Annotated in this window: 12 protein-coding genes and 2 tRNA genes; 2 read left to right on the top strand and 12 right to left on the bottom strand. The window is 45.9% G+C overall.

Features of this window, described 5'->3' with window-relative positions:
* Nucleotides 1-33: 33 nt before the first annotated feature.
* From ICN27_RS05225 to ICN27_RS05215, 3 genes are read right to left on the bottom strand one after another with little or no spacing between them, the layout of a single operon-like run.
* Entirely contained in the window at nucleotides 34-810 is a 777-nt protein-coding gene (locus ICN27_RS05225; RefSeq protein ID WP_255534983.1) for a spermidine synthase, read from the bottom strand.
* Nucleotides 811-814: 4 nt separating this feature from the next.
* On the bottom strand, nucleotides 815-4,849 hold the full coding sequence (gene purL, locus ICN27_RS05220) for a phosphoribosylformylglycinamidine synthase (protein WP_216269200.1): 4,035 nt from the start codon (nucleotides 4,847-4,849) through the stop codon (nucleotides 815-817).
* Between the two features lie 21 nt (nucleotides 4,850-4,870).
* Nucleotides 4,871-5,551, bottom strand: coding sequence for an ABC transporter ATP-binding protein (locus ICN27_RS05215; RefSeq protein WP_216269199.1), 681 nt, complete (start codon nucleotides 5,549-5,551; stop codon nucleotides 4,871-4,873).
* Between the two features lie 25 nt (nucleotides 5,552-5,576).
* Between ICN27_RS05215 and ICN27_RS05210 the strand changes: the two genes are divergently transcribed.
* Nucleotides 5,577-6,227, top strand: a complete 651-nt coding sequence (locus ICN27_RS05210; RefSeq protein WP_216269198.1) for an arylesterase — start codon at nucleotides 5,577-5,579, stop codon at nucleotides 6,225-6,227.
* Nucleotide 6,228: 1 nt separating this feature from the next.
* Here the strand turns inward: ICN27_RS05210 and ICN27_RS05205 are convergent, their stop codons facing one another.
* The 9 genes from ICN27_RS05205 to ispD all read right to left on the bottom strand — a co-directional run bounded on the left by ICN27_RS05205 (nucleotide 6,229) and on the right by ispD (nucleotide 15,501).
* Nucleotides 6,229-7,695 carry a peptidylprolyl isomerase gene (locus ICN27_RS05205; RefSeq protein ID WP_216269197.1) on the bottom strand — a complete coding sequence of 489 codons (1,467 nt, stop codon included), beginning with the start codon at nucleotides 7,693-7,695 and terminating at the stop codon, nucleotides 6,229-6,231.
* A gap of 106 nt (nucleotides 7,696-7,801) precedes the next feature.
* Nucleotides 7,802-7,877 (bottom strand) — tRNA-Val (locus tag ICN27_RS05200).
* A 117-nt stretch (nucleotides 7,878-7,994) separates the two neighbouring features.
* The gene (gene lon, locus ICN27_RS05195; protein ID WP_215310217.1) at nucleotides 7,995-10,427 is read right to left on the bottom strand and encodes an endopeptidase La; all 2,433 of its coding nucleotides are present in this window, start codon (nucleotides 10,425-10,427) and stop codon (nucleotides 7,995-7,997) included.
* A 177-nt stretch (nucleotides 10,428-10,604) separates the two neighbouring features.
* Entirely contained in the window at nucleotides 10,605-11,957 is a 1,353-nt protein-coding gene (gene clpX, locus ICN27_RS05190; RefSeq protein WP_370624487.1) for an ATP-dependent Clp protease ATP-binding subunit ClpX, read from the bottom strand.
* A 35-nt stretch (nucleotides 11,958-11,992) separates the two neighbouring features.
* Nucleotides 11,993-12,622 (bottom strand): ATP-dependent Clp endopeptidase proteolytic subunit ClpP, encoded by a 630-nt coding sequence (gene clpP / locus ICN27_RS05185; RefSeq protein WP_216269196.1) that lies wholly within the window; start codon nucleotides 12,620-12,622, stop codon nucleotides 11,993-11,995.
* Nucleotides 12,623-12,649: 27 nt separating this feature from the next.
* Nucleotides 12,650-13,987 carry a trigger factor gene (tig, locus tag ICN27_RS05180; protein WP_216269195.1) on the bottom strand — a complete coding sequence of 446 codons (1,338 nt, stop codon included), beginning with the start codon at nucleotides 13,985-13,987 and terminating at the stop codon, nucleotides 12,650-12,652.
* 57 nt (nucleotides 13,988-14,044) lie between these two features.
* Nucleotides 14,045-14,131 (bottom strand) — tRNA-Leu (locus ICN27_RS05175).
* Between the two features lie 81 nt (nucleotides 14,132-14,212).
* On the bottom strand, nucleotides 14,213-14,716 hold the full coding sequence (ispF, locus tag ICN27_RS05170; RefSeq protein ID WP_216269194.1) for a 2-C-methyl-D-erythritol 2,4-cyclodiphosphate synthase: 504 nt from the start codon (nucleotides 14,714-14,716) through the stop codon (nucleotides 14,213-14,215).
* Nucleotides 14,717-14,742: 26 nt separating this feature from the next.
* The gene (ispD, locus tag ICN27_RS05165) at nucleotides 14,743-15,501 is read right to left on the bottom strand and encodes a 2-C-methyl-D-erythritol 4-phosphate cytidylyltransferase (protein WP_216269193.1); all 759 of its coding nucleotides are present in this window, start codon (nucleotides 15,499-15,501) and stop codon (nucleotides 14,743-14,745) included.
* A 23-nt stretch (nucleotides 15,502-15,524) separates the two neighbouring features.
* Between ispD and mfd the strand changes: the two genes are divergently transcribed.
* Entirely contained in the window at nucleotides 15,525-19,079 is a 3,555-nt protein-coding gene (gene mfd / locus ICN27_RS05160) for a transcription-repair coupling factor (protein WP_216269192.1), read from the top strand.
* The last annotated feature ends 14 nt before the right edge of the window (nucleotides 19,080-19,093 follow it).

Here is a 19,093-nt window from a genome sequence, read left to right as displayed (position 1 = left end):
CAGTTGATCGCCTTTTTTCTTATCCCACTTTCTTTAGATCGATAGCTTATTTTCTTGATGCGCATTTTCACGGTTCAACCCAGATACCCAGGTATTAGTCGGCAAACCCGTTTTTTCCATAATCAGTTTGGCACGCTTTGAGACCTCTTTCCACTCTACATCTAGGAGTGGACCTTTAAAAGCGATTGCTACCACATTGCAATCATGCGACTCTGGAAATAACAGAACTCGGTTATCAAATGCTTCGCAAATATTATTGAGATTTATATCAAAACTCTTGTGGCGTGAGAATAAGTTCACCGTTAATATGCCAGGTGATCTCAGGAGATTGAAACAGCCCTGATAAAACTCTAGGGAGCTGGCAGATGGGCCGTCACAAATTGCATCGTAGAGATCAACTTGAACTGCATCAAAGTGGTTTTGATATTTAGTGCTCTTCACAAAGGCTTTTGCATCTATCTGAAGTGTCTCAAGACGCCGATCATCAGAGGGTGTGAAAAACATACTTCTGGCAGAAACAATCACAGAGGGATTTAGTTCGACAACGGTAGTTTTAACCGCAGGACAATAGCGATGCGTAAATTTGGTGAGAGCGCCAGTGCCAAGGCCAAGTTGAGCAACACGCATACCTGGCTTGGTCTCTAGGAATAGCAACCAAGCCATCATCTGCTGGTTATATTCTAGATAAATCTCATCCGGATCACGGATGCGCATGGCACCTTGAATTAATTCACTACCAAAATGTAAATAACGTACTCCACCGCTCTCAGAAAACGTGACCGGCTCCATAGCCATAGATATATCTGACATTAACTTATTTAGCCCAGACTCTCGCATTACGGAATAAGCGCATCCAAGGACTCGCTCCATCGGGCGTATCCAACCATTCCTTTGGAGCCCAGCTCATCTGCACGGTCCTGAACACTCGCTCAGGGTGCGGCATCATCACAGTAAATCGTCCATCCGGAGTGGTAACCCCTGTCAAGCCACCAGGCGATCCATTTGGGTTCATTGGGTAGATTTCAGTTGGACTACCTTGGTGATCTACAAATCGTAGTGCCGTTAATCCTTGTTTTTGCAAAGCCTCTAAATTACCTTGCTGGCTGAAATTAGCAAAACCTTCACCGTGCGCAATAGCAATTGGTAACTGACTACCTGTCATGCCTTGCATAAAGATTGAAGGTGAAGCCATTACCTCAGCCATGACCAAGCGCGCTTCATATTGCTCAGACTGATTACGCGTAAATTTTGGCCAAGCTTCTGCGCCTGGAATAATGCCCGCAAGATTGCTCATCATTTGGCAACCATTACAAACACCTAGCGCAAAGCTATCCTGACGGCTAAAGAATATGGAAAACTGATCTCGTAGTTGGCTATTAAATAAAATAGTCTTCGCCCAACCCTCACCTGCACCCAATACATCTCCATAGCTAAATCCACCACAGGCAATCAAGCCACGGAAATCATCCAACTTGGATTTACCAGAAAGCAAATCTGACATGTGAACGTCGTAGCTATCAAAGCCTGCCCAGTTCATAGCGTAGGCCATTTCCACATGAGAGTTAACGCCCTGCTCGCGCAAGATAGCAACTTTAGGACGGGCATTCTGATTGATAAATGGCGCCGCAACATCATCCGCAATATCAAACGTTAGCTTGGGAGACATTCCTGCATCAGCAACATGATCGAGGAGTGAAAATTCGTTATCAGCGCAGTCTGGGTTATCGCGTAAGCGAGTAATCTGATAACTGGTGTTTGCCCACATTTTTTGAAGTACTTCACGCGGCTCTGCAAAAATATTCTTAGCATCGCGCCAAATTTCAATACGACCATTGGTATTAGGCTGGGCAATCACATGACTATAAGCACTGAGGTTCAGCTTACGCAGAACGGCAAATATAGCTTCACGATCCGATTTTCGCGTCTGAATGACTGCACCCAGCTCTTCATTAAATAATGCACGTATGGTCTGTTCATGACGAAGTCCAGATACCTGTTGCGCCCAGTTCTTAGCATCCCCCCAATCAGCCTCTTGTCCAACATCTACTGCAATCATGTCGACATTGATGGAGATACCAGTATGAGATGCGAAAGCCATCTCTGCGATACAGGCAAATAAACCACCATCAGAGCGATCGTGATATGCCAGTAATTGATTGCCTTTACGCAACTCAATGATCGCGGCGGCCAGGGCTTTGAGGTCTTCCGGGTAATCTACATTGGGAGCTGATTTACCGGATTGATTGAGCACTTGAGCCAAAATACTTCCAGCCATGCGGTTTTTACCGCGACCCAAATCAATCAAAATTAATTCAGTCTCTAAGGCTGTGCCAGACTCATCTTGCAGTTGTAGTAAAGGCGTTGATGTTTTACGAACATCCTGAACTGCAGCAAAAGCAGAGATGATGAGCGAAACTGGAGAAACGACTTTTTTAGCTTGACCACCCTCTTGCCATGCTGTCGCCATAGATAAGGAGTCTTTGCCAACTGGAATAGAAATTCCTAGCGCTGGACATAAATCCATACCAATTGCTTGAACTGAGTCGTATAACTTTGCATCCTCACCAGGTGATCCACAGGCGGCCATCCAGTTGGCAGAAAGCTTAACGTCCTCTAAGCGGCGAATATCTGCAGCCAATAAGTTCGTAATGGCTTCACCTACAGCCATTTTGGCGGCTGCTGGTGCATCGATCACAGCTAATGGAGTGCGCTCACCCATCGACATTACTTCACCGCGGTAGCCTTTGTAATCCATCAAGGTAACGGCACAGTCGGCCACAGGGACCTGCCAGGGGCCTACAAAGGGGTCGCGCGCGTTCAGGCCACCAACAGTACGGTCGCCGATAGTGATTAAGAATGACTTACTGGCAACAGTAGGTTGCTGTAGAACCCAGGCAATGCATTGCGCAAGATCTGCATCAGTTACATCTAACTCTTCAAATTCTTGAGCAACGCGCTTTACATCACGATGCATGCGTGGGGGCTTCCCAAGCAATACCTCCATTGGCATATCAATTGGCATGGCAGCATCGCTACCAGCAACTTCTTTGCTATCGCTTAACTGAAGTTGACGCTCTATTGTCGCTTCACCGACTACAGCAAATGGGCAACGCTCCCGCTCACATAGAGATTTGAAAAGCTCTAGGTCTTTAGCTTCAATTGCTAGAACATAGCGCTCTTGAGATTCATTGCACCAAATTTCTGCAGGGCTCATACCGCTTTCTTCTAGCGGCACTTTACGCAATTGAAATTGCGCACCTAAACCAGCACCATCAGCAAGTTCTGGGAATGCATTAGATACGCCACCAGCACCAACGTCATGAATCGAAACAATGGGATTGTTCGTGCCCATGGCAATACAAGAGTTAATCACCTCTTGCGCGCGACGTTCCATTTCTGGATTACCGCGCTGGACTGAATCAAAATCTAAATCTGCCGTGTTAGTGCCGGTTGCAACAGAACTCCCCGTTGCGCCACCCATACCAATGCGCATACCAGGACCACCCAATTGAATAAACAAGTGACCCGCTTTAATTTGTTTCTTTGCCGTGTGGATAGAGTCAATACTGCCAATACCACCCGCAATCATGATGGGTTTGTGATAACCGCGACGAACTCCTTCTAAGGTTTGTTCGAACACGCGGAAATAACCACCCAGGATAGGGCGGCCGAATTCATTATTAAATGCAGCGCCGCCTAAGGGTCCATCAATCATGATTTGGAGTGGTGTAGCGATGCGCTCAGGCTTACCGTATTTCTCAGTTTCCCAAGGTAAATTAGTGCCTGGGATATTCAGGTTGGATACAGTGAAACCAGTAAGTCCAGCCTTAGGGCGCCCACCTACACCAGTAGCACCCTCATCTCGAATCTCACCACCAGCACCAGTGGATGCACCTTGAAATGGTGCAATTGCCGTAGGATGATTGTGCGTCTCCACCTTCATTAAGGTGTGCACTAGTCGCGTATCTTTTTCGTAACGACGATCTTGACCTTTAGCTGACCAAGTTTCCGATTCAGCCCCTACCATCACCGCTGAGTTATCAGAGTAGGCAACGATAGTACCTTCAGGCTGAAGTTGATGTGTATTACGAATCATCGCAAATAAGGATTTTTCCTGATCATCTCCATCAATCGTCCAGCTGGAATTAAATATCTTGTGACGGCAATGCTCACTGTTTGCCTGAGCAAACATAATCAATTCCACATCACTCGGATTGCGCTTTAAGCGTATAAAGTTCTCAACCAGGTAAAGTACCTCATCTTCAGAGAGGGCGAGGCCTAATTCTTGATTGGCTTTATCTAATGCCGCTCTACCTTCAGCAAGCACGGGGATACGTACAAAAGGCCTGTCGGGAAGAGATTGGTACAAAGCGTTTGCTTCATTGACATCGCCGATAACAACTTCCGTCATCCGATCATGAAGCGCGGTTAATATCAGCCGTTCTTGTTCCGCGTTGAGTGATTTTTTACTTTGCCATGCATATCGAACACCACGTTCAATACGTAAAATCTGAAGGCCGCACTGACGAGCGATATCTGTAGCTTTACTAGCCCATGGAGAAACTGTGCCAAAACGGGGAATCGAAATCGCAGATTGTTTGTCAGCAGCTTTACTAAATATCAAACCGCTATTCTTCATGATCGATACAAAAGGCTGGCCGTAAGTCAGCAGACTTTCGAGTACCTCTCTGTCTTTGGCATTGAGCTCAGACTGAGACCAAATGAAATGAAGGTATTGAGCCTCAATAGACTCAAGTTGAATTCCTTGGGCTGCGAGCGAAGCTAAAAGTCGCTGTTGGCGGAAGGCAGAAAGGGCATTTGCCCCGGGCAAGCAACAGAATGATGACATGCCAAGATTATAAGGTTTTGATTAAGCCAATCGTCCGCCATGCAGACTCAATTGGCGTCCACACCGAGCAGCCAAGGCTGGATCATGGGTTACCAAAACTAGTGTCGAGGAATTCTCTCGATTTAGCTCAAAAAGGAGCTCAATCACCCTATTTCCGCTAGCCTCATCCAGGCTTCCAGTGGGTTCATCAGCAAACAGGATGGTGGGCTTATTGATGAAGGCTCGTGCTAGCGCCACTCGCTGTTGCTCGCCACCAGAAAGAGTTTTAGGAAAATGATTAGCCCTAGGAGTTAAGCCGACCTTTTCTAGCCACTCTAGGGCGGACAAACGAGCTTGCGCCTGAGCTTCTCCAGCAATCTCAAGTGGAAGCATCACATTCTCTAGAGCAGTCAGGTGAGGTAAGAGCTGGAATGATTGAAAGACGAATCCAACTAACTGACCACGTAAACGTGCCCTACCATCTTCATCTAGCAAGCTCAGGTTTTGACCCATGAGCTCAATTTGCCCTGTGCTGGGCAGATCTAGTCCAGCCAGCAGACTTAACAAAGTACTTTTTCCAGAGCCTGACGACCCCACAATGGCCACACTTTCGCCCTGCTCAATCTCAAAGCTCAGGTCGTGCAAAATACTGAGGTTGCCATCAGCCGTATTAACCAGCTTGCTTACCCGATCGGCAACAATGGAATTAGACTGTTTGTTCATGTGAAAAATTTTCAAGAATGGAAAAATGCAGACTCAGCTTTTAATCGCCAATAAATTTATTACGGGTCTATTTTGCCTCTTAATGAGTATTTGTTCTTGGGCACAAGTAAAGCCTGTCATTCTGGTGTTGGGCGATAGTCTTTCAGCGGAATATGGCCTACCACGGGGCACTGGCTGGGTTACGCTGCTTGAGGCAGAGCTTGGAAAGGAAAAAAGTCCTTGGAGCGTATTTAATGCCAGCATTAGCGGTGAGACAAGCTCTGGTGGATTAACTCGTCTACCCGCCCTCTTAAGTCAGAAAAAACCGGGAATTGTCCTCATCGAGTTAGGCGCTAACGATGCTTTGAGGGGCTTGCCTATAAATCAAACTGAGGCAAATCTACGACAGATGATTCAGATGAGTAAAAAATCCGGCGCGAAGGTTTTACTCTGCGGCATTCAGATTCCTCCAAACTATGGCCAAACCTATACCAAGCAATTTCAACAGCTCTATCCTCAGATAGCGAATCAGGAGCGAATTGAGTTACTACCCTTCTTCTTAGAAGGCGTTGCCACTAAACCAGAATTATTTCAAGCGGATCGACTACACCCAAATTTAGAGGCGCAAAGCATGATCTTTAAAAATGTATGGGGCTCAATGGCCCCATACAGTAACTTGCTGAAAAAACTACCCTAGCTTAGCTTCCCGCACTACCCGTGCTTGCTTGCTTTAGTGGGTTAATCACCTTAACACCAGCGCTATTACGCCAGTAGCTCATAAAACCCGCAAACTCTGACTGTGCAGCCAATGCTTGGATCTGTTGTGCTTGCGCTTGATGAACCTTGGCATCTACCGTTGACGGTTGACGAACCTGATCAATACGATAAATCGTACTGCCAATACCTGGATTGCTAACAGAAACCACTGCTGGCAATCCATTTGCACTTATGGACATGACCTCATCCATAGATGTGCCCACTAGGCTGCCAGGCTTATTACGTGAAATCCATGTAGGGCTGCTGAAGCCCGTAGTATCTTTGGGATCCTTTTGAAGGACAGCTAATCGTTCATTAGCAGCGGTAATTGCCAACTTCTCAGCGGCACGTTGACTCACTTGGCGCCGCACTTCTGCCGCAACCTCCTTATAAGGTAAGACTTGTGCTGGGTAAAAAGTCAGCACTCGAGCAGATACAAACACACCGGGCGATATCTGCACAGCCTCGGTATTGCGCTTATTTTTAAGAGCCTCATCACCATAGAGCGACTGGACTACCTTGGCATTGGCCAAAGGATGGTCTCTGGATACACCGGTTGCGCCACCACGAGTCACACCCTTCTGAGTTTGAATGCTGAGCTTTAATTTATCCGCAGTTGGTTTTAAGCTGTCCGACTGGTCGTAAGTCATATTGGCAAACTGATCTGCTTTTTCATTAAAAGCCTTGGAATCCTCTTTCGGATCAGCCTTCAACATAATATATTCAACATCAATATATTCGGGCTGTTCAAACAACTTTGCATTGGCATCATAAAAAGCCTGTAACTCTTCAGTGCTTGGATTTACTTTAGCTAAATAATCTTTAGCATTGAACTGCAAAGTCTGAATCTGTCTTTCAGTCTCATATAAAGATGAAACAATCTCAGATAATTTTGGACTGGCTAACTCTGTTCTGGCCACTGAATTTACTAGCTGTTGAATTTTTAAATCAAAACTTTGGCCAGCATAAAACTGCTCCTCATTCATGCCGTTGCTAGCGAGCAACTGCTTAAAGCGCGCATCATCAAATGTGCCATCTTGCCGATATAAAGCGCGAATCTGCGGAATTTTTTGCAGGCTATTGACAAGCTCTTGCTTGCCTACTTGGAGGCGGAGGTCGCTGACAGCAAATCCAAGAATGCGCTGTTGCAATAACTCATTTAGGATTGCCTGACGAAAGGGTAAGCTTTGAGCAATCTGAACATTTCCACCAACACGCTCAGCTTGACGTTTTGCAGCTGCGTCCACTTCTTGCGCAGTAATGGGTTTACCGTTTACTTTCACAATGTCAGTTTCTTTATCCATAAATTCGGAATAACTTGAGATGCCGAATAAGGCGAAAGAAGGCACTATGAACAACATCAAAACAAACTGCAGAAGTCTTTGGTGTTTACGTACTGAATCAAACATGAATTAATCGCTCGAAAATAAAATCAATAATACGAGTGTACTAGGCGGAAGGTCTAGAAGGAACTAGAAAGCCTATTAGAGGGAAAACAATTGCAAATGGGGAAACTGGTGGGCGCTGACGGGATCGAACCGCCGACATTCTGCGTGTAAGGCAGACGCTCTACCATCTGAGCTAAGCGCCCCAAATTAATACAGACGAGATTGTAACCTAGTGTGAGAATAAAAGAGGGATTCTTCACCAAATTGGGCTGTAATAAACCGTTCAATCTGACTCAAAATCCCTCATACATCCAATGGCATCAGTGCTTCAAGACCTCTCCAGAAGAAATCTTTTCATTGGCTTTGCTGGCTTCGGTAGCCTTTTTTGCAAGCTCTTCAGGCGTGGGCTCAGGCAAAGCAACCGGTTTTCTCTCTAAAGCCAATTCCAGGACTTTATCAATCCAGCGAACCGGTACGATTTCAATTGCATTCTTGACGTTGTCAGGAATGTCAATTAAATCTTTGACGTTCTCCTCTGGAATCAATGCTAACTTGATGCCGCCGCGATGCGCTGCCAATAGCTTCTCTTTTAAACCACCAATCGGAAGAACCTCTCCACGCAAGGTAATCTCACCCGTCATTGCGACATCTGAACGGATTGGAATCCCTGTAAATACAGATACCAAGGCAGTCGTGATTGCGATACCAGCTGATGGGCCATCTTTCGGAGTCGCGCCATCGGGGAAGTGAATATGAATATCCTTCTTCTCAAATGCTTCGTCAGTAATACCAAGCGCTCTTGCTCGTGAGCGCACGACAGTTTTTGCTGCTTCTACAGACTCTTTCATGACATCGCCAATGGAGCCCGTACGAGTAATAACACCTTTGCCCGGCATGACTGCTGCTTCGATAGTCAGTAGATCGCCGCCAACCTCTGTCCAAGCCAGACCAGTTACTTGGCCAACTTGATTCTCTTTTGCTGCGAGACCAAAGTCATACATCTTCACAGACAAAAACTTCTCTAGGTTGTCAGCGTTTACGGTGACTGGAGCAGCTTCTTTTTTCAGGAGAAGCAACTTCACCACTTTACGGCAAATCTTGCTGATTTCTCGCTCCAAGGAACGAACGCCTGCTTCACGAGTGTAATAACGAATCATGCTGCGGACAGCAGATTCTTCGATTTTCAATTCATCTTTCTTGAGACCATTATTTTTAATCTGTTTGGGGATCAAGTAATTGGTAGCAATACTCGTCTTCTCATCTTCCGTATAGCCAGCAAGACGAATAATTTCCAATCGATCTAATAGTGGACCGGGAATATTCAATGAGTTCGATGTAGCAACAAACATCACATCTGAGAGATCAAAATCAACTTCAACATAGTGATCTTGGAACGTGTGATTCTGCTCCGGATCCAAAACCTCTAGCAAGGCACTTGCAGGATCTCCACGAAAATCCATGCCCATCTTATCGACTTCATCCAAGAGGAATAAAGGGTTACGCACACCCACTTTAGTCAAGCTAGATAGGATCTTGCCTGGCATAGAGCCAATATAGGTTCGACGATGCCCCCGAATTTCAGATTCGTCACGAACGCCACCCAAAGCCATACGTACGAATTTACGGTTTGTAGCGCGGGCAATAGATTGGCCTAAGGAAGTTTTACCAACACCCGGAGGACCTACTAAGCAGAGGATTGGAGCCTTAACACGATCAACTCGTTGTTGAACCGCAAGATATTCCAAAATACGTTCTTTAACTTTATCAAGACCGTAGTGATCTTCATCTAGCACCTTTTCGGCATTCGTTAAATCATTGTTGATCTTGGTTTTCTTCTTCCATGGAAGTGTCACCAAAGTATCTATAAAGTTACGAATCACTGTGGCTTCAGCAGACATTGGCGACATCAGCTTCAACTTCTTCAGTTCAGACTCAGCCTTTTTAAGAGCCTCCTTAGGCATGCGAGCAGCTTTAATGCGCTTCTCGAGTTCCTCTAGATCGGCACCCTCTTCACCCTCACCTAATTCTTTTTGAATGGCTTTGACTTGTTCATTCAAGTAGTACTCACGCTGACTCTTTTCCATCTGACGCTTTACACGTCCACGAATACGCTTCTCCACTTGCAAGATATCAATCTCACTCTCAAGATCAGCCAATAAACTTTCAAGTCGCTGCACTACATCAGCCATTTCCAGCAAACGTTGCTTTTGCTCAAGCTTGACTGGCAGATGCGCGCAAATGGTATCCGCTAAACGGCTTGGATCATCAATGCCACCTAATGAGGAAAGAATTTCTTGGGGGACTTTTTTGTTCAGCTTCACATACTGATCAAATTGGGCCATGATGGCGCGACGTAATGCCTCAGTCTCGTGAGCGTCTAATGAAGACATTGGCGTTGGAGTAGCTTCGCAAGAGAAGTAGCCTTGGCTATCTTCGACTTGACTGACTTCAGCGCGTTGAACCCCTTCCACCAATACTTTGACAGTACCGTCAGGTAATTTAAGCATCTGCAGAATATTGGCAATGCAACCAACATCGTAGAGATCCTCTACGCCAGGCTCATCTTTCGCAGCAGTCTTTTGCGCTACTAAGAGCACATTCTTGCCAGTCTCCATAGCAGCTTCTAGTGCTTTGATGGATTTTGGGCGACCCACAAACAATGGAATGACCATGTGGGGAAACACCACCACATCCCTTAATGGGAGCAGTGGCAGTTGAATAGGTTCAGAGGGTAGTAATAAGTGGCCAGGCATAGGGCAATTCCTCCAAAATAGTCGTTCCGTAAAAATCTCTAAAAATGCCGCACCACTAGATACGGTCATTATTTAAGAACAGGATACTACCTATGTGGGTGCCGCCTGGCGAAAAACAAGGGGGAAATGTGCAAAAAGTGGCAAAAAACTACTGAAAACAGCAAAAAATAGCAAAAATTAGGCTTTTTTGCTCAATTCCGTAGATTCTTCACCTTGCTTGTAGACCAAAATGGGCTTGCCACCCTCGGCAATGGTACTTTCATCAATGACCACCTTTTGAACATTCTTCAGGGATGGCAGGTCATACATCACCTCCATAAGGGATCCTTCAAGAATAGAGCGAAGACCGCGAGCACCAGTTTTGCGAGCAATCGCTTTTTTAGCAATGGCTGACAAAGCAGTTTGGCGAACTTCCAACTCAGAGCCCTCCATCGTCAGCAGGGCCTGGTATTGCTTAACCAAGGCATTTTTAGGCTCAGTCAAAATTTGGATCAAGGCGGATTCATCCAATTGCGCCAAAGTAGCTACAACTGGTAATCGACCAATCAATTCAGGAATGAGGCCGAACTTAATGAGATCTTCGGGCTCCACTTCAATTAAGAGGTCGCTGATACCGCGATCATCCTTACCTGGAACCGTAGCATTAAATCCGATACCGGTCTTCGCAGTACGTTGCTGAATGACCTTCTCAAGACCATCAAATGCGCCACCACAGATGAATAGGATGTTGGTAGTGTCGACTTGCAAGAAATCTTGGTTTGGATGCTTGCGTCCGCCTTGGGGCGGCACAGAAGCCATAGTGCCCTCAACTAGCTTTAAGAGCGCTTGCTGAACACCCTCTCCCGATACGTCACGAGTGATCGATGGATTATCTGATTTACGAGAAATCTTATCAATCTCATCGATATAAACAATGCCACGCTGCGCTTTTTCTACGTTGTAGTCGCAAGCCTGTAACAGTTTTTGAATAATATTTTCTACGTCTTCACCAACATAACCCGCTTCGGTCAAGGTAGTTGCATCAGCCATCACAAACGGCACATCCAACATACGCGCTAAGGTCTGAGCCAACAATGTTTTACCAGAGCCCGTTGGGCCGATCAGCAAGATATTGCTCTTAGCCAACTCGACACCGTCAACCATGGCTTTAGCAGGAAGCTTAGATTCTTTTTTATCAGAAGAATCTACAGGCTTACCATCTTTATCGAGCTTCTCTTTTTTTGGCTTTGGCAAATACTGCAAACGTTTGTAGTGGTTATAAACCGCTACCGCCAAAGTCTTCTTGGCATGATCTTGACCAATCACATATTGATCTAAATTCTCACGAATCTGATGTGGTGTTGGCAGTGAATCATCGCCCTCAAGCTTAGGCAGCTTTGATAACTCTTCTTGAATAATATCTGTACAGAGGTCAATACACTCGTCGCAAATAAATACCGATGGGCCGGCAATCAGCTTTTTAACTTCGTGCTGACTCTTGCCACAAAAAGAGCAATACAGAACTTTGTCTGCGCTAGTAGTAGTGTTGATATCGCTCAAAATGGTCGTCTAGAAAGAAATTCGAATTAAGGACGCTTATCGATGACTTTATCGATCAAGCCATACTCTTGGGCTTGGTCTGCTGACATAAAGTTATCGCGATCAGTATCTTTAGCAATTGTTTCAATCGTTTGACCTGTGCGATCAGACAAAATCTGATTCAAGCGCTCACGTAGGTAAAGAATTTCACGAGCTTGAATCTCAATATCCGAAGCTTGACCACGTGCACCGCCTAATGGCTGATGAATCATGACGCGTGAATTCGGCAAAGCATAGCGCTTACCCTTCTCGCCAGCACATAATAAGAATGCTCCCATACTGGCAGCCATACCCATACACAATGTGCTCACATGCGGCTTGATGAATTGCATCGTGTCATAAATTGCCAGGCCAGCGGATACAGAACCACCAGGTGAGTTAATGTAGAGAGAAATTTCTTTATCCGGGTTTTCACTCTCGAGGAATAGCAACTGTGCAATCACTAAGTTAGCAGTTTGATCATTTACTTCACCAACTAAGAAAACTACGCGTTCTCTAAGTAAGCGAGAGTAAATGTCATAAGCCCTCTCACCTCGACCAGAGGTTTCAATCACCATTGGAACTAAACCCAAACCTTTGGGCTCTAAATTCTCAGACTGGAAATGATTCTGGTTCATGTGATCAGACCTTTATTAATTAATGACTTAGTTGAGCTTGCTGAGTTCTTCGAAGGTAACTGCTTTGTCAATCACTTTAGCTTGCGAAGTGAAATACTTAATCACGTTATCTTCAAGTACCAAGTTCTCGATATCTTTGAGGCGGCTAGGATTGCTGTAGAACCAACGCACCACTTCTTTTGGATCTTCGTAAGTAGCAGCTTGCTCATCAATCTCCGCTTTAATTTGATCGGCAGTAGCAGCCAAATTCTGCTGCTTAACCAAGTCGCTCAAAATTAAACCAAGGCGAACACGCTTAAGGGCTTGTTCAGCAAACATCTCGGCCGGAATTGGGGCATCTTTAGCGTTTGGAATACCACGTTGCATTAAGTCTTGACGCGCAGACTCTACTAAACGCTCTTGCTCTTGAGCAACCAGAGACTTAGGTGCATCCAGCTCACAAATGCTGTTGAGCTTCTCCATGACTTCGCCTTTTAACAAGGAAGTAATGCGTCTCTTGGTTTCACGATCTAAATTTTCTTTAACCTCTTCACGCATCTTCGCAACACCACCTTCAGCAACCCCCATGGATAAAGCGAATGCATCATCGATTACTGGCAGGTGCGCCCAATTGACTGACTTTACGGTGATGGTGAAATCAGCAGTTTTACCGGCAACATCTTTACCGTGGTAATCGACTGGGAAGCTTAATGGGAAAGTCTTGCTATCACCTGCTTTAAGGCCTAATGTAGCAGCTTCAAATTCAGGGAGCATACGGCCTTCGCCAAGCACGTATTCAAAGTTTTCTGCTTTACCGCCAGCAAATTCAACACCATCGATCTTGCCAACAAAATCTATTACAACCTGGTCGCCAGCTTGCGCGGCTGTATTTGGGCCGCCATCACCATGAGCACCGGCATCGCCACGTGGATGGTAATGAACTTGTTGCTTGCGTAATACATCCAGTGCACGATCGATCTCTGCATCAGAGATATCGGTTGTGTATTTGGTTACTTCTGCTTTGCTGAAATCGCCAATTTTTACTTCTGGCAAGACTTCAAAGTAAGCATCAAACACTATTTTATCTGCGTCTAATTCTGATTTAGGATCAAGACGGGGTTGGCCAGCCAATAGAATTTTTTCTTTTTGAGCCAGTTCATAGAACAGTTCAGAGGCTTTATCAAACTGGAGTTCAAAATCGACCTGCATACCGTATTGCTTTTCAACCATAGTCTTAGGCACTTTGCCTGGACGAAAGCCTGCAGCTTTCATGGTTTTACCCAATTTAGCTAAACGGTCTTCTCTCGCCTTAGCCAAATCGGCACGAGCGAACTCTAAGGTCACTTTGCGGTCTAACTGACCTAAATTTTCTATCTGCACAGCCATTCTCGTCTCTTAATTGAAAATCGGATTACGTGAAGCCCAAGCCAAGTAGCTATCTTGTGGTGCGAGGAGGGGGACTCGAACCCCCACACCATTGCTGGCGTCAGGACCTAAACCTGGTGCGTCTACCAATTTCGCCATCCTCGCGCGAATTCCGCAAACACTACCGAGCTGAAGCTTCACTCTAAAGACCGTAATTCTACAATGCTTAGCGGTTTTGGAGGATATTTAGACCTTGTAAAGCAAAGCTACAGCATGGACTGCTATGCCCTCGCCCCTGCCAAGGTGCCCAAGAGATTCATTGGTTTTCGCTTTGAGGTTGACATGACTGGGCGTAAGCAGCAAGTCTGCTGCGATATTACGGACCATTTCCGGTAAAAAAGTAGCTAATTTAGGTTTTTGGCAAATAATCGTTGCATCCACATTACCCACATGGAACCCAGCTGCTTGGATCTTTTGCAAAGCCGCTCTGAGCAAAATGCGGCTATCCATATCCTTGTACTGCGGATCTGTATCTGGAAATAGCTGGCCAATATCATTTAGGCCTGCAGCACCTAACAAAGCATCAGTGAGAGCATGCAACAAGGCATCCGCGTCCGAATGTCCCAGCAAGCCCTTTTCACTAGGGACATGAACTCCGCCGAGGATGAGCTTGCGACCCTCGACTAAGGCATGAACGTCATACCCTTGGCCGATTCGGAATTGAGGGATATGGGGTGTGCTTGATGTCATGGGGGTTGTGAATACTCTCTTGATGCTTAGTTTATAGAGGTTCTTAAGATGGTTTGCATCAAATCCCAATCTGCTGGGTGGGTTACTTTGAAGTTGCTAGTCGCACCTTCAATTAATAAGGGATTTTTGCCAGCAAGCTCCATAGCACTAGCCTCATCTGTAATGTCTGCCTCCAAGCGAATGCCCTCTTCAATAGCATCGTGCAGATCCTTTAAACCAAACATCTGAGGTGTTTGGGCCTGCCACAGATGATCTCGGGATATCGTCTTCACGGCTCGGTTGGGATTCCCAGCAATTGCGGAATTAGCATCGGCCATCTTGAGGGTATCAGCTAGCGGCATGGCCAATAAGCCGCCCTCGCCCGTTTGACTTACGGAAAGAATCAGTTTTTGAATTAGTTTTGGCGTGACTCCAGGCCTGGCAGCGTCGTGCACTAAAACCCAATCACTCTCAGGAATACCTGCTTTAAGCATCTCAGCTAGGGTATTGCGAACAGTTTCTTGGCGGGTTGGTCCACCGCTTGGAGTGAACCGAATCGCCGGCGCTCTACTGGAAAGCTCACCAAGAATTGGGTTGTCTATAAAACTAGGGCTTACACCCACCCATATGGAGGATATCTCCGGAGTATTGATAAAAGCATCTAGGGTGTAGGCTAGCATCGGTTTTCCAGCCAGCTCCTGAAACTGCTTTGGCAAAACTCCACCTAGACGAGACCCCGTGCCTGCCGTAGGCAATAGAGCATGGCATTGTGGCAAAGACTTTGAAGATTGATTTCCGGCGGTCATACCTGATTCTATAATGAGCGCAGATGTCTGATGCATTAAAACTAGCACCCCCCATACCCGCACCGCGGGCTGGGCAGCGCTTTTCCTTTTCAGGCCTAGTTGGCTCATCAGATGCAGCGCTGGTCGCCCAATCCGCTCTTCGGTATCGCTCAGAGTTCTCCGTCATGGTCATTTTCTGTGCTCAAGCACAGGAGGCGCAGCGCCTTTTGGAAGAAATCCCGGCTTTTGCACCACAACTCAAAACACGCCTGCTGCCTGACTGGGAAATCCTGCCTTACGACCATTTCTCGCCACACCAGGATTTAGTTTCAGAACGCTTGGCCACTCTTTATGAATTACTTAATGGCAGTTGCGATATCGTTCTAGTCCCAATTACTACAGCACTACAAAGACTGGGACCACCAAACTTTCTATCTGGCCACACCTTCTTCTTTAGGCAGGGTGACAAGCTCAACGAAGTCGCGCTGAGACTGCAGCTTCAGCAGGCAGGTTACGATCCCGTAAGTTCAGTCATGCGCCCGGGCGAATACAGTATTCGTGGTGGCTTGATTGATTTATTTCCAATGGGCTCTAGCTTGCCTTATCGCCTCGATCTGTTTGGTGATGAGATTGAGCAAATTAGGGCTTTTGATCCTGATACTCAACGTAGTCTCTATCCAGTAAAAGAAGTCCGCTTATTACCGGGTCACGAATTTCCGTTTGATGATGCTTCACGTACCGCATTTCGGGGGCGCTGGCGCGAGGTATTTGAAGGTGATCCAACACGTTGCTCAATCTATAAAGATGCCAACCTAGGAATTCCTAGTGCAGGTATTGAATCTTATCTACCGCTCTTTTTTGAAGAGTCATCGACAGTCTTTGATTACTTTCCCCGCTCAGGCGATCCCGTATGGGCCGTGAGCATAGGTGATGTTGAAGAGTCTATTAAGAGCTTTTGGAAAGATACGCTTTCTAGATATGAATTCTTAAAACATGATCTTGATCGCCCTATTTTGCCGCCAGCCGAATTATTTCTAGATGTAGATCAATTCTTTACAGCAGCCAAACCATATGCGCGCTTGGCATTGAACAAAGAAGCGGATAAAGAAACAAAAGAGTCCCCACAATTTTTGGCCGTTCCAGATCTATCCGTACATAGGCGAGACACCGACCCCATTAATCGACTACGTACTTTAGTTTCTCAAGAAAAGGTGCGTGTACTCATTTGTAGCGATAGTAATGGTCGCAAAGAATCCATTCGCCAACTCTTTGAAGAGAGTAATTCAGTAGCTGGTCAGCACGGTAAACCACTCTATCCACTCAAGCCAGAGAGCTTTGAGGGCGTCTCCGATTTTGTTAAGAGTGATGCCCTATTTGGTCTGGTAACAGCACAACTATTTAATGGCTTCACCTGGCCTGCTGAAAACTTGATCATCGTAACGGAAGCAGAGCTGTTTACAGCCACTGCTCGTCAAAGACGCAAAGGTAAAGAGAGTGAGACCGCCGATCCAGATATGCTCTTTAAAGATTTATCGGAGCTCAAAATCGGTGATCCGGTTGTGCACTCGGATCATGGGATCGGTCGCTATCAAGGTTTGGTGCTTCTGAATTTAGCGCCACCGAAAGAAGAACCCATTTTTGAAGAATTCTTGCACTTGGTATACGCCAAAGATGCCACTCTTTATGTGCCAGTGCAACAACTACAGATGGTGACCCGTTATGCGGGCTCTGATCCCGACTCAGCACCATTACATCAGCTAGGCTCAGGCCAGTGGGACAAAGCCAGACGTAAGGCTGCCCAACAGATACGTGATACTGCAGCTGAACTTTTAAATCTGTATGCCGCGAGAGCTATTCGTAAAGGTCATGCTTTTGAATTCTCAGCACATGATTACGCTGCGTTTGCAGAAAGCTTTGGCTTTGAAGAGACACCCGATCAAGCAAACGCTATTGCTGCAGTCATTGGGGATATGACTAGTGGTACACCGATGGATCGACTGGTATGTGGTGATGTAGGGTTCGGTAAAACAGAGGTTGCCCTACGTGCAAGCTTTGTTGCGGTCATGGGTGGCAAGCAAGTAGCGATCTTAGCGCCAACTACCCTTCTCGCCGAACAACATGTCGCAACTTGGAAAGATCGCTTTGCCGATTGGCCTGTGCGCATTGTTGAGCTCTCCCGCTTTAGAACCACTAAAGAAATAAATACTGCACTAGCATCCATCGCTAATGGTGAAGCTGACATCATTATTGGTACACACAAGCTGCTTTCAAAAGAAACTCAGTTCGCCAATTTAGGCTTAGTAATTGTGGATGAGGAGCATCGCTTTGGTGTACGTCAAAAGGATGCCCTCAAGGCATTACGTGCTGAAGTAGATATTTTGACTTTAACTGCCACACCGATTCCACGAACTCTTGGTATGGCTATGGAAGGTTTGCGAGAGTTTTCTGTCATTGCAACCGCGCCACAGAAGCGCTTAGCCATCAAAACCTTTGTGCGACGAGAAGGTGATGGCGTTATTCGTGAAGCGGTCCTTCGAGAAATTAAGCGTGGCGGACAGGTCTACTTCTTGCATAACGAAGTCGAAACCATACAAAATCGTAAGCACGCATTGCAAGAACTCATTCCAGAAGCACGCATCAGCGTAGCGCACGGTCAAATGCACGAACGTGAGTTAGAGTCGGTTATGCGTGATTTTGTAACTCAGCGTACCAATATCTTGTTATGCACCACCATTATTGAAACTGGCATTGATGTTCCGACCGCCAACACCATCATCATGCATCGTGCTGATAAATTTGGCTTGGCGCAGTTGCATCAATTACGCGGACGTGTTGGACGATCGCATCATCAGGCCTATGCTTATTTACTAGTGCCAGATCCAGAAGCGCTCAGTAAGCAAGCGCAATTACGTTTAAATGCCATTCAAGCCATGGAAGAACTTGGTTCTGGTTTCTATTTGGCAATGCACGATTTAGAAATTCGTGGTGCTGGTGAAGTCTTAGGTGATAAGCAGTCTGGTGAGATTCATGAAATTGGATTTCAGCTCTATACCGAGATGCTCAATCGTGCTGTGAAATCTCTGCGCAGCGGTAAAGAGCCAGATCTCCTGTCGCCACTCCAAGCGACAACTGATGTCAATTTAGGTGTACCAGCCCTCTTTCCAAATGACTATTGCCCAGATGTGCACGAGCGACTGTCGATGTATAAGCGCTTTGCTGGTACAAACGATTTTTCTGAACTGATGGGATTGCGCGAGGAACTAGTAGATCGCTATGGTGATTTACCTGACCAGGCTAAATCCCTTTATGAAACCCATCGCTTACGCCTCGAGATGGTCGGCTTTGGTATTAAAAAGATCGATGCCAGTCCGACATCTATTCAGATTCAATTTATTCCCAATCCACCAATTGATCCGATGAAGATTATTCAACTGATCCAATCATCAAAATATATACAACTGAATGGTCAAGATAAATTAAAAATTCTTCCCCAAAAAGAGCATGATTTTGAGAAACTGGAGCAACGTTTAGAGCACATTCGTAAAATTCTGAGAAGCTTAAATGCGTCTGCCATGCTCAATACTGCTCAAGCTAATTAATTATTTATTGTCCA

The organism is Polynucleobacter sp. Nonnen-W13 (assembly GCF_018881735.1).
Taxonomy (GTDB): Bacteria; Pseudomonadota; Gammaproteobacteria; order Burkholderiales; family Burkholderiaceae; genus Polynucleobacter.
Note: the sequence above shows the minus strand (reverse complement) of the source record. Positions and strands in the feature narration are given on the sequence as shown.

What these genes read in the sequence shown, in the direction of transcription:
- ICN27_RS05225 (WP_255534983.1), bottom strand. Translation starts at nt 810, where the DNA reads ATGTCAGATATATCTATGGCTATGGAGCCGGTCACGTTTTCTGAGAGC.
- tig (WP_216269195.1), bottom strand. Translation starts at nt 13,987, where the DNA reads ATGGCTGTGCAGATAGAAAATTTAGGTCAGTTAGACCGCAAAGTGACC.
- ispD (WP_216269193.1), bottom strand. Translation starts at nt 15,501, where the DNA reads ATGACCGCCGGAAATCAATCTTCAAAGTCTTTGCCACAATGCCATGCT.
- ICN27_RS05210 (WP_216269198.1), top strand. Translation starts at nt 5,577, where the DNA reads ATGCAGACTCAGCTTTTAATCGCCAATAAATTTATTACGGGTCTATTT.
- mfd (WP_216269192.1), top strand. Translation starts at nt 15,525, where the DNA reads ATGTCTGATGCATTAAAACTAGCACCCCCCATACCCGCACCGCGGGCT.
- ICN27_RS05215 (WP_216269199.1), bottom strand. Translation starts at nt 5,551, where the DNA reads ATGAACAAACAGTCTAATTCCATTGTTGCCGATCGGGTAAGCAAGCTG.
- lon (WP_215310217.1), bottom strand. Translation starts at nt 10,427, where the DNA reads ATGCCTGGCCACTTATTACTACCCTCTGAACCTATTCAACTGCCACTG.
- ICN27_RS05205 (WP_216269197.1), bottom strand. Translation starts at nt 7,695, where the DNA reads ATGTTTGATTCAGTACGTAAACACCAAAGACTTCTGCAGTTTGTTTTG.
- purL (WP_216269200.1), bottom strand. Translation starts at nt 4,849, where the DNA reads ATGTCATCATTCTGTTGCTTGCCCGGGGCAAATGCCCTTTCTGCCTTC.
- clpP (WP_216269196.1), bottom strand. Translation starts at nt 12,622, where the DNA reads ATGAACCAGAATCATTTCCAGTCTGAGAATTTAGAGCCCAAAGGTTTG.
- ispF (WP_216269194.1), bottom strand. Translation starts at nt 14,716, where the DNA reads ATGACATCAAGCACACCCCATATCCCTCAATTCCGAATCGGCCAAGGG.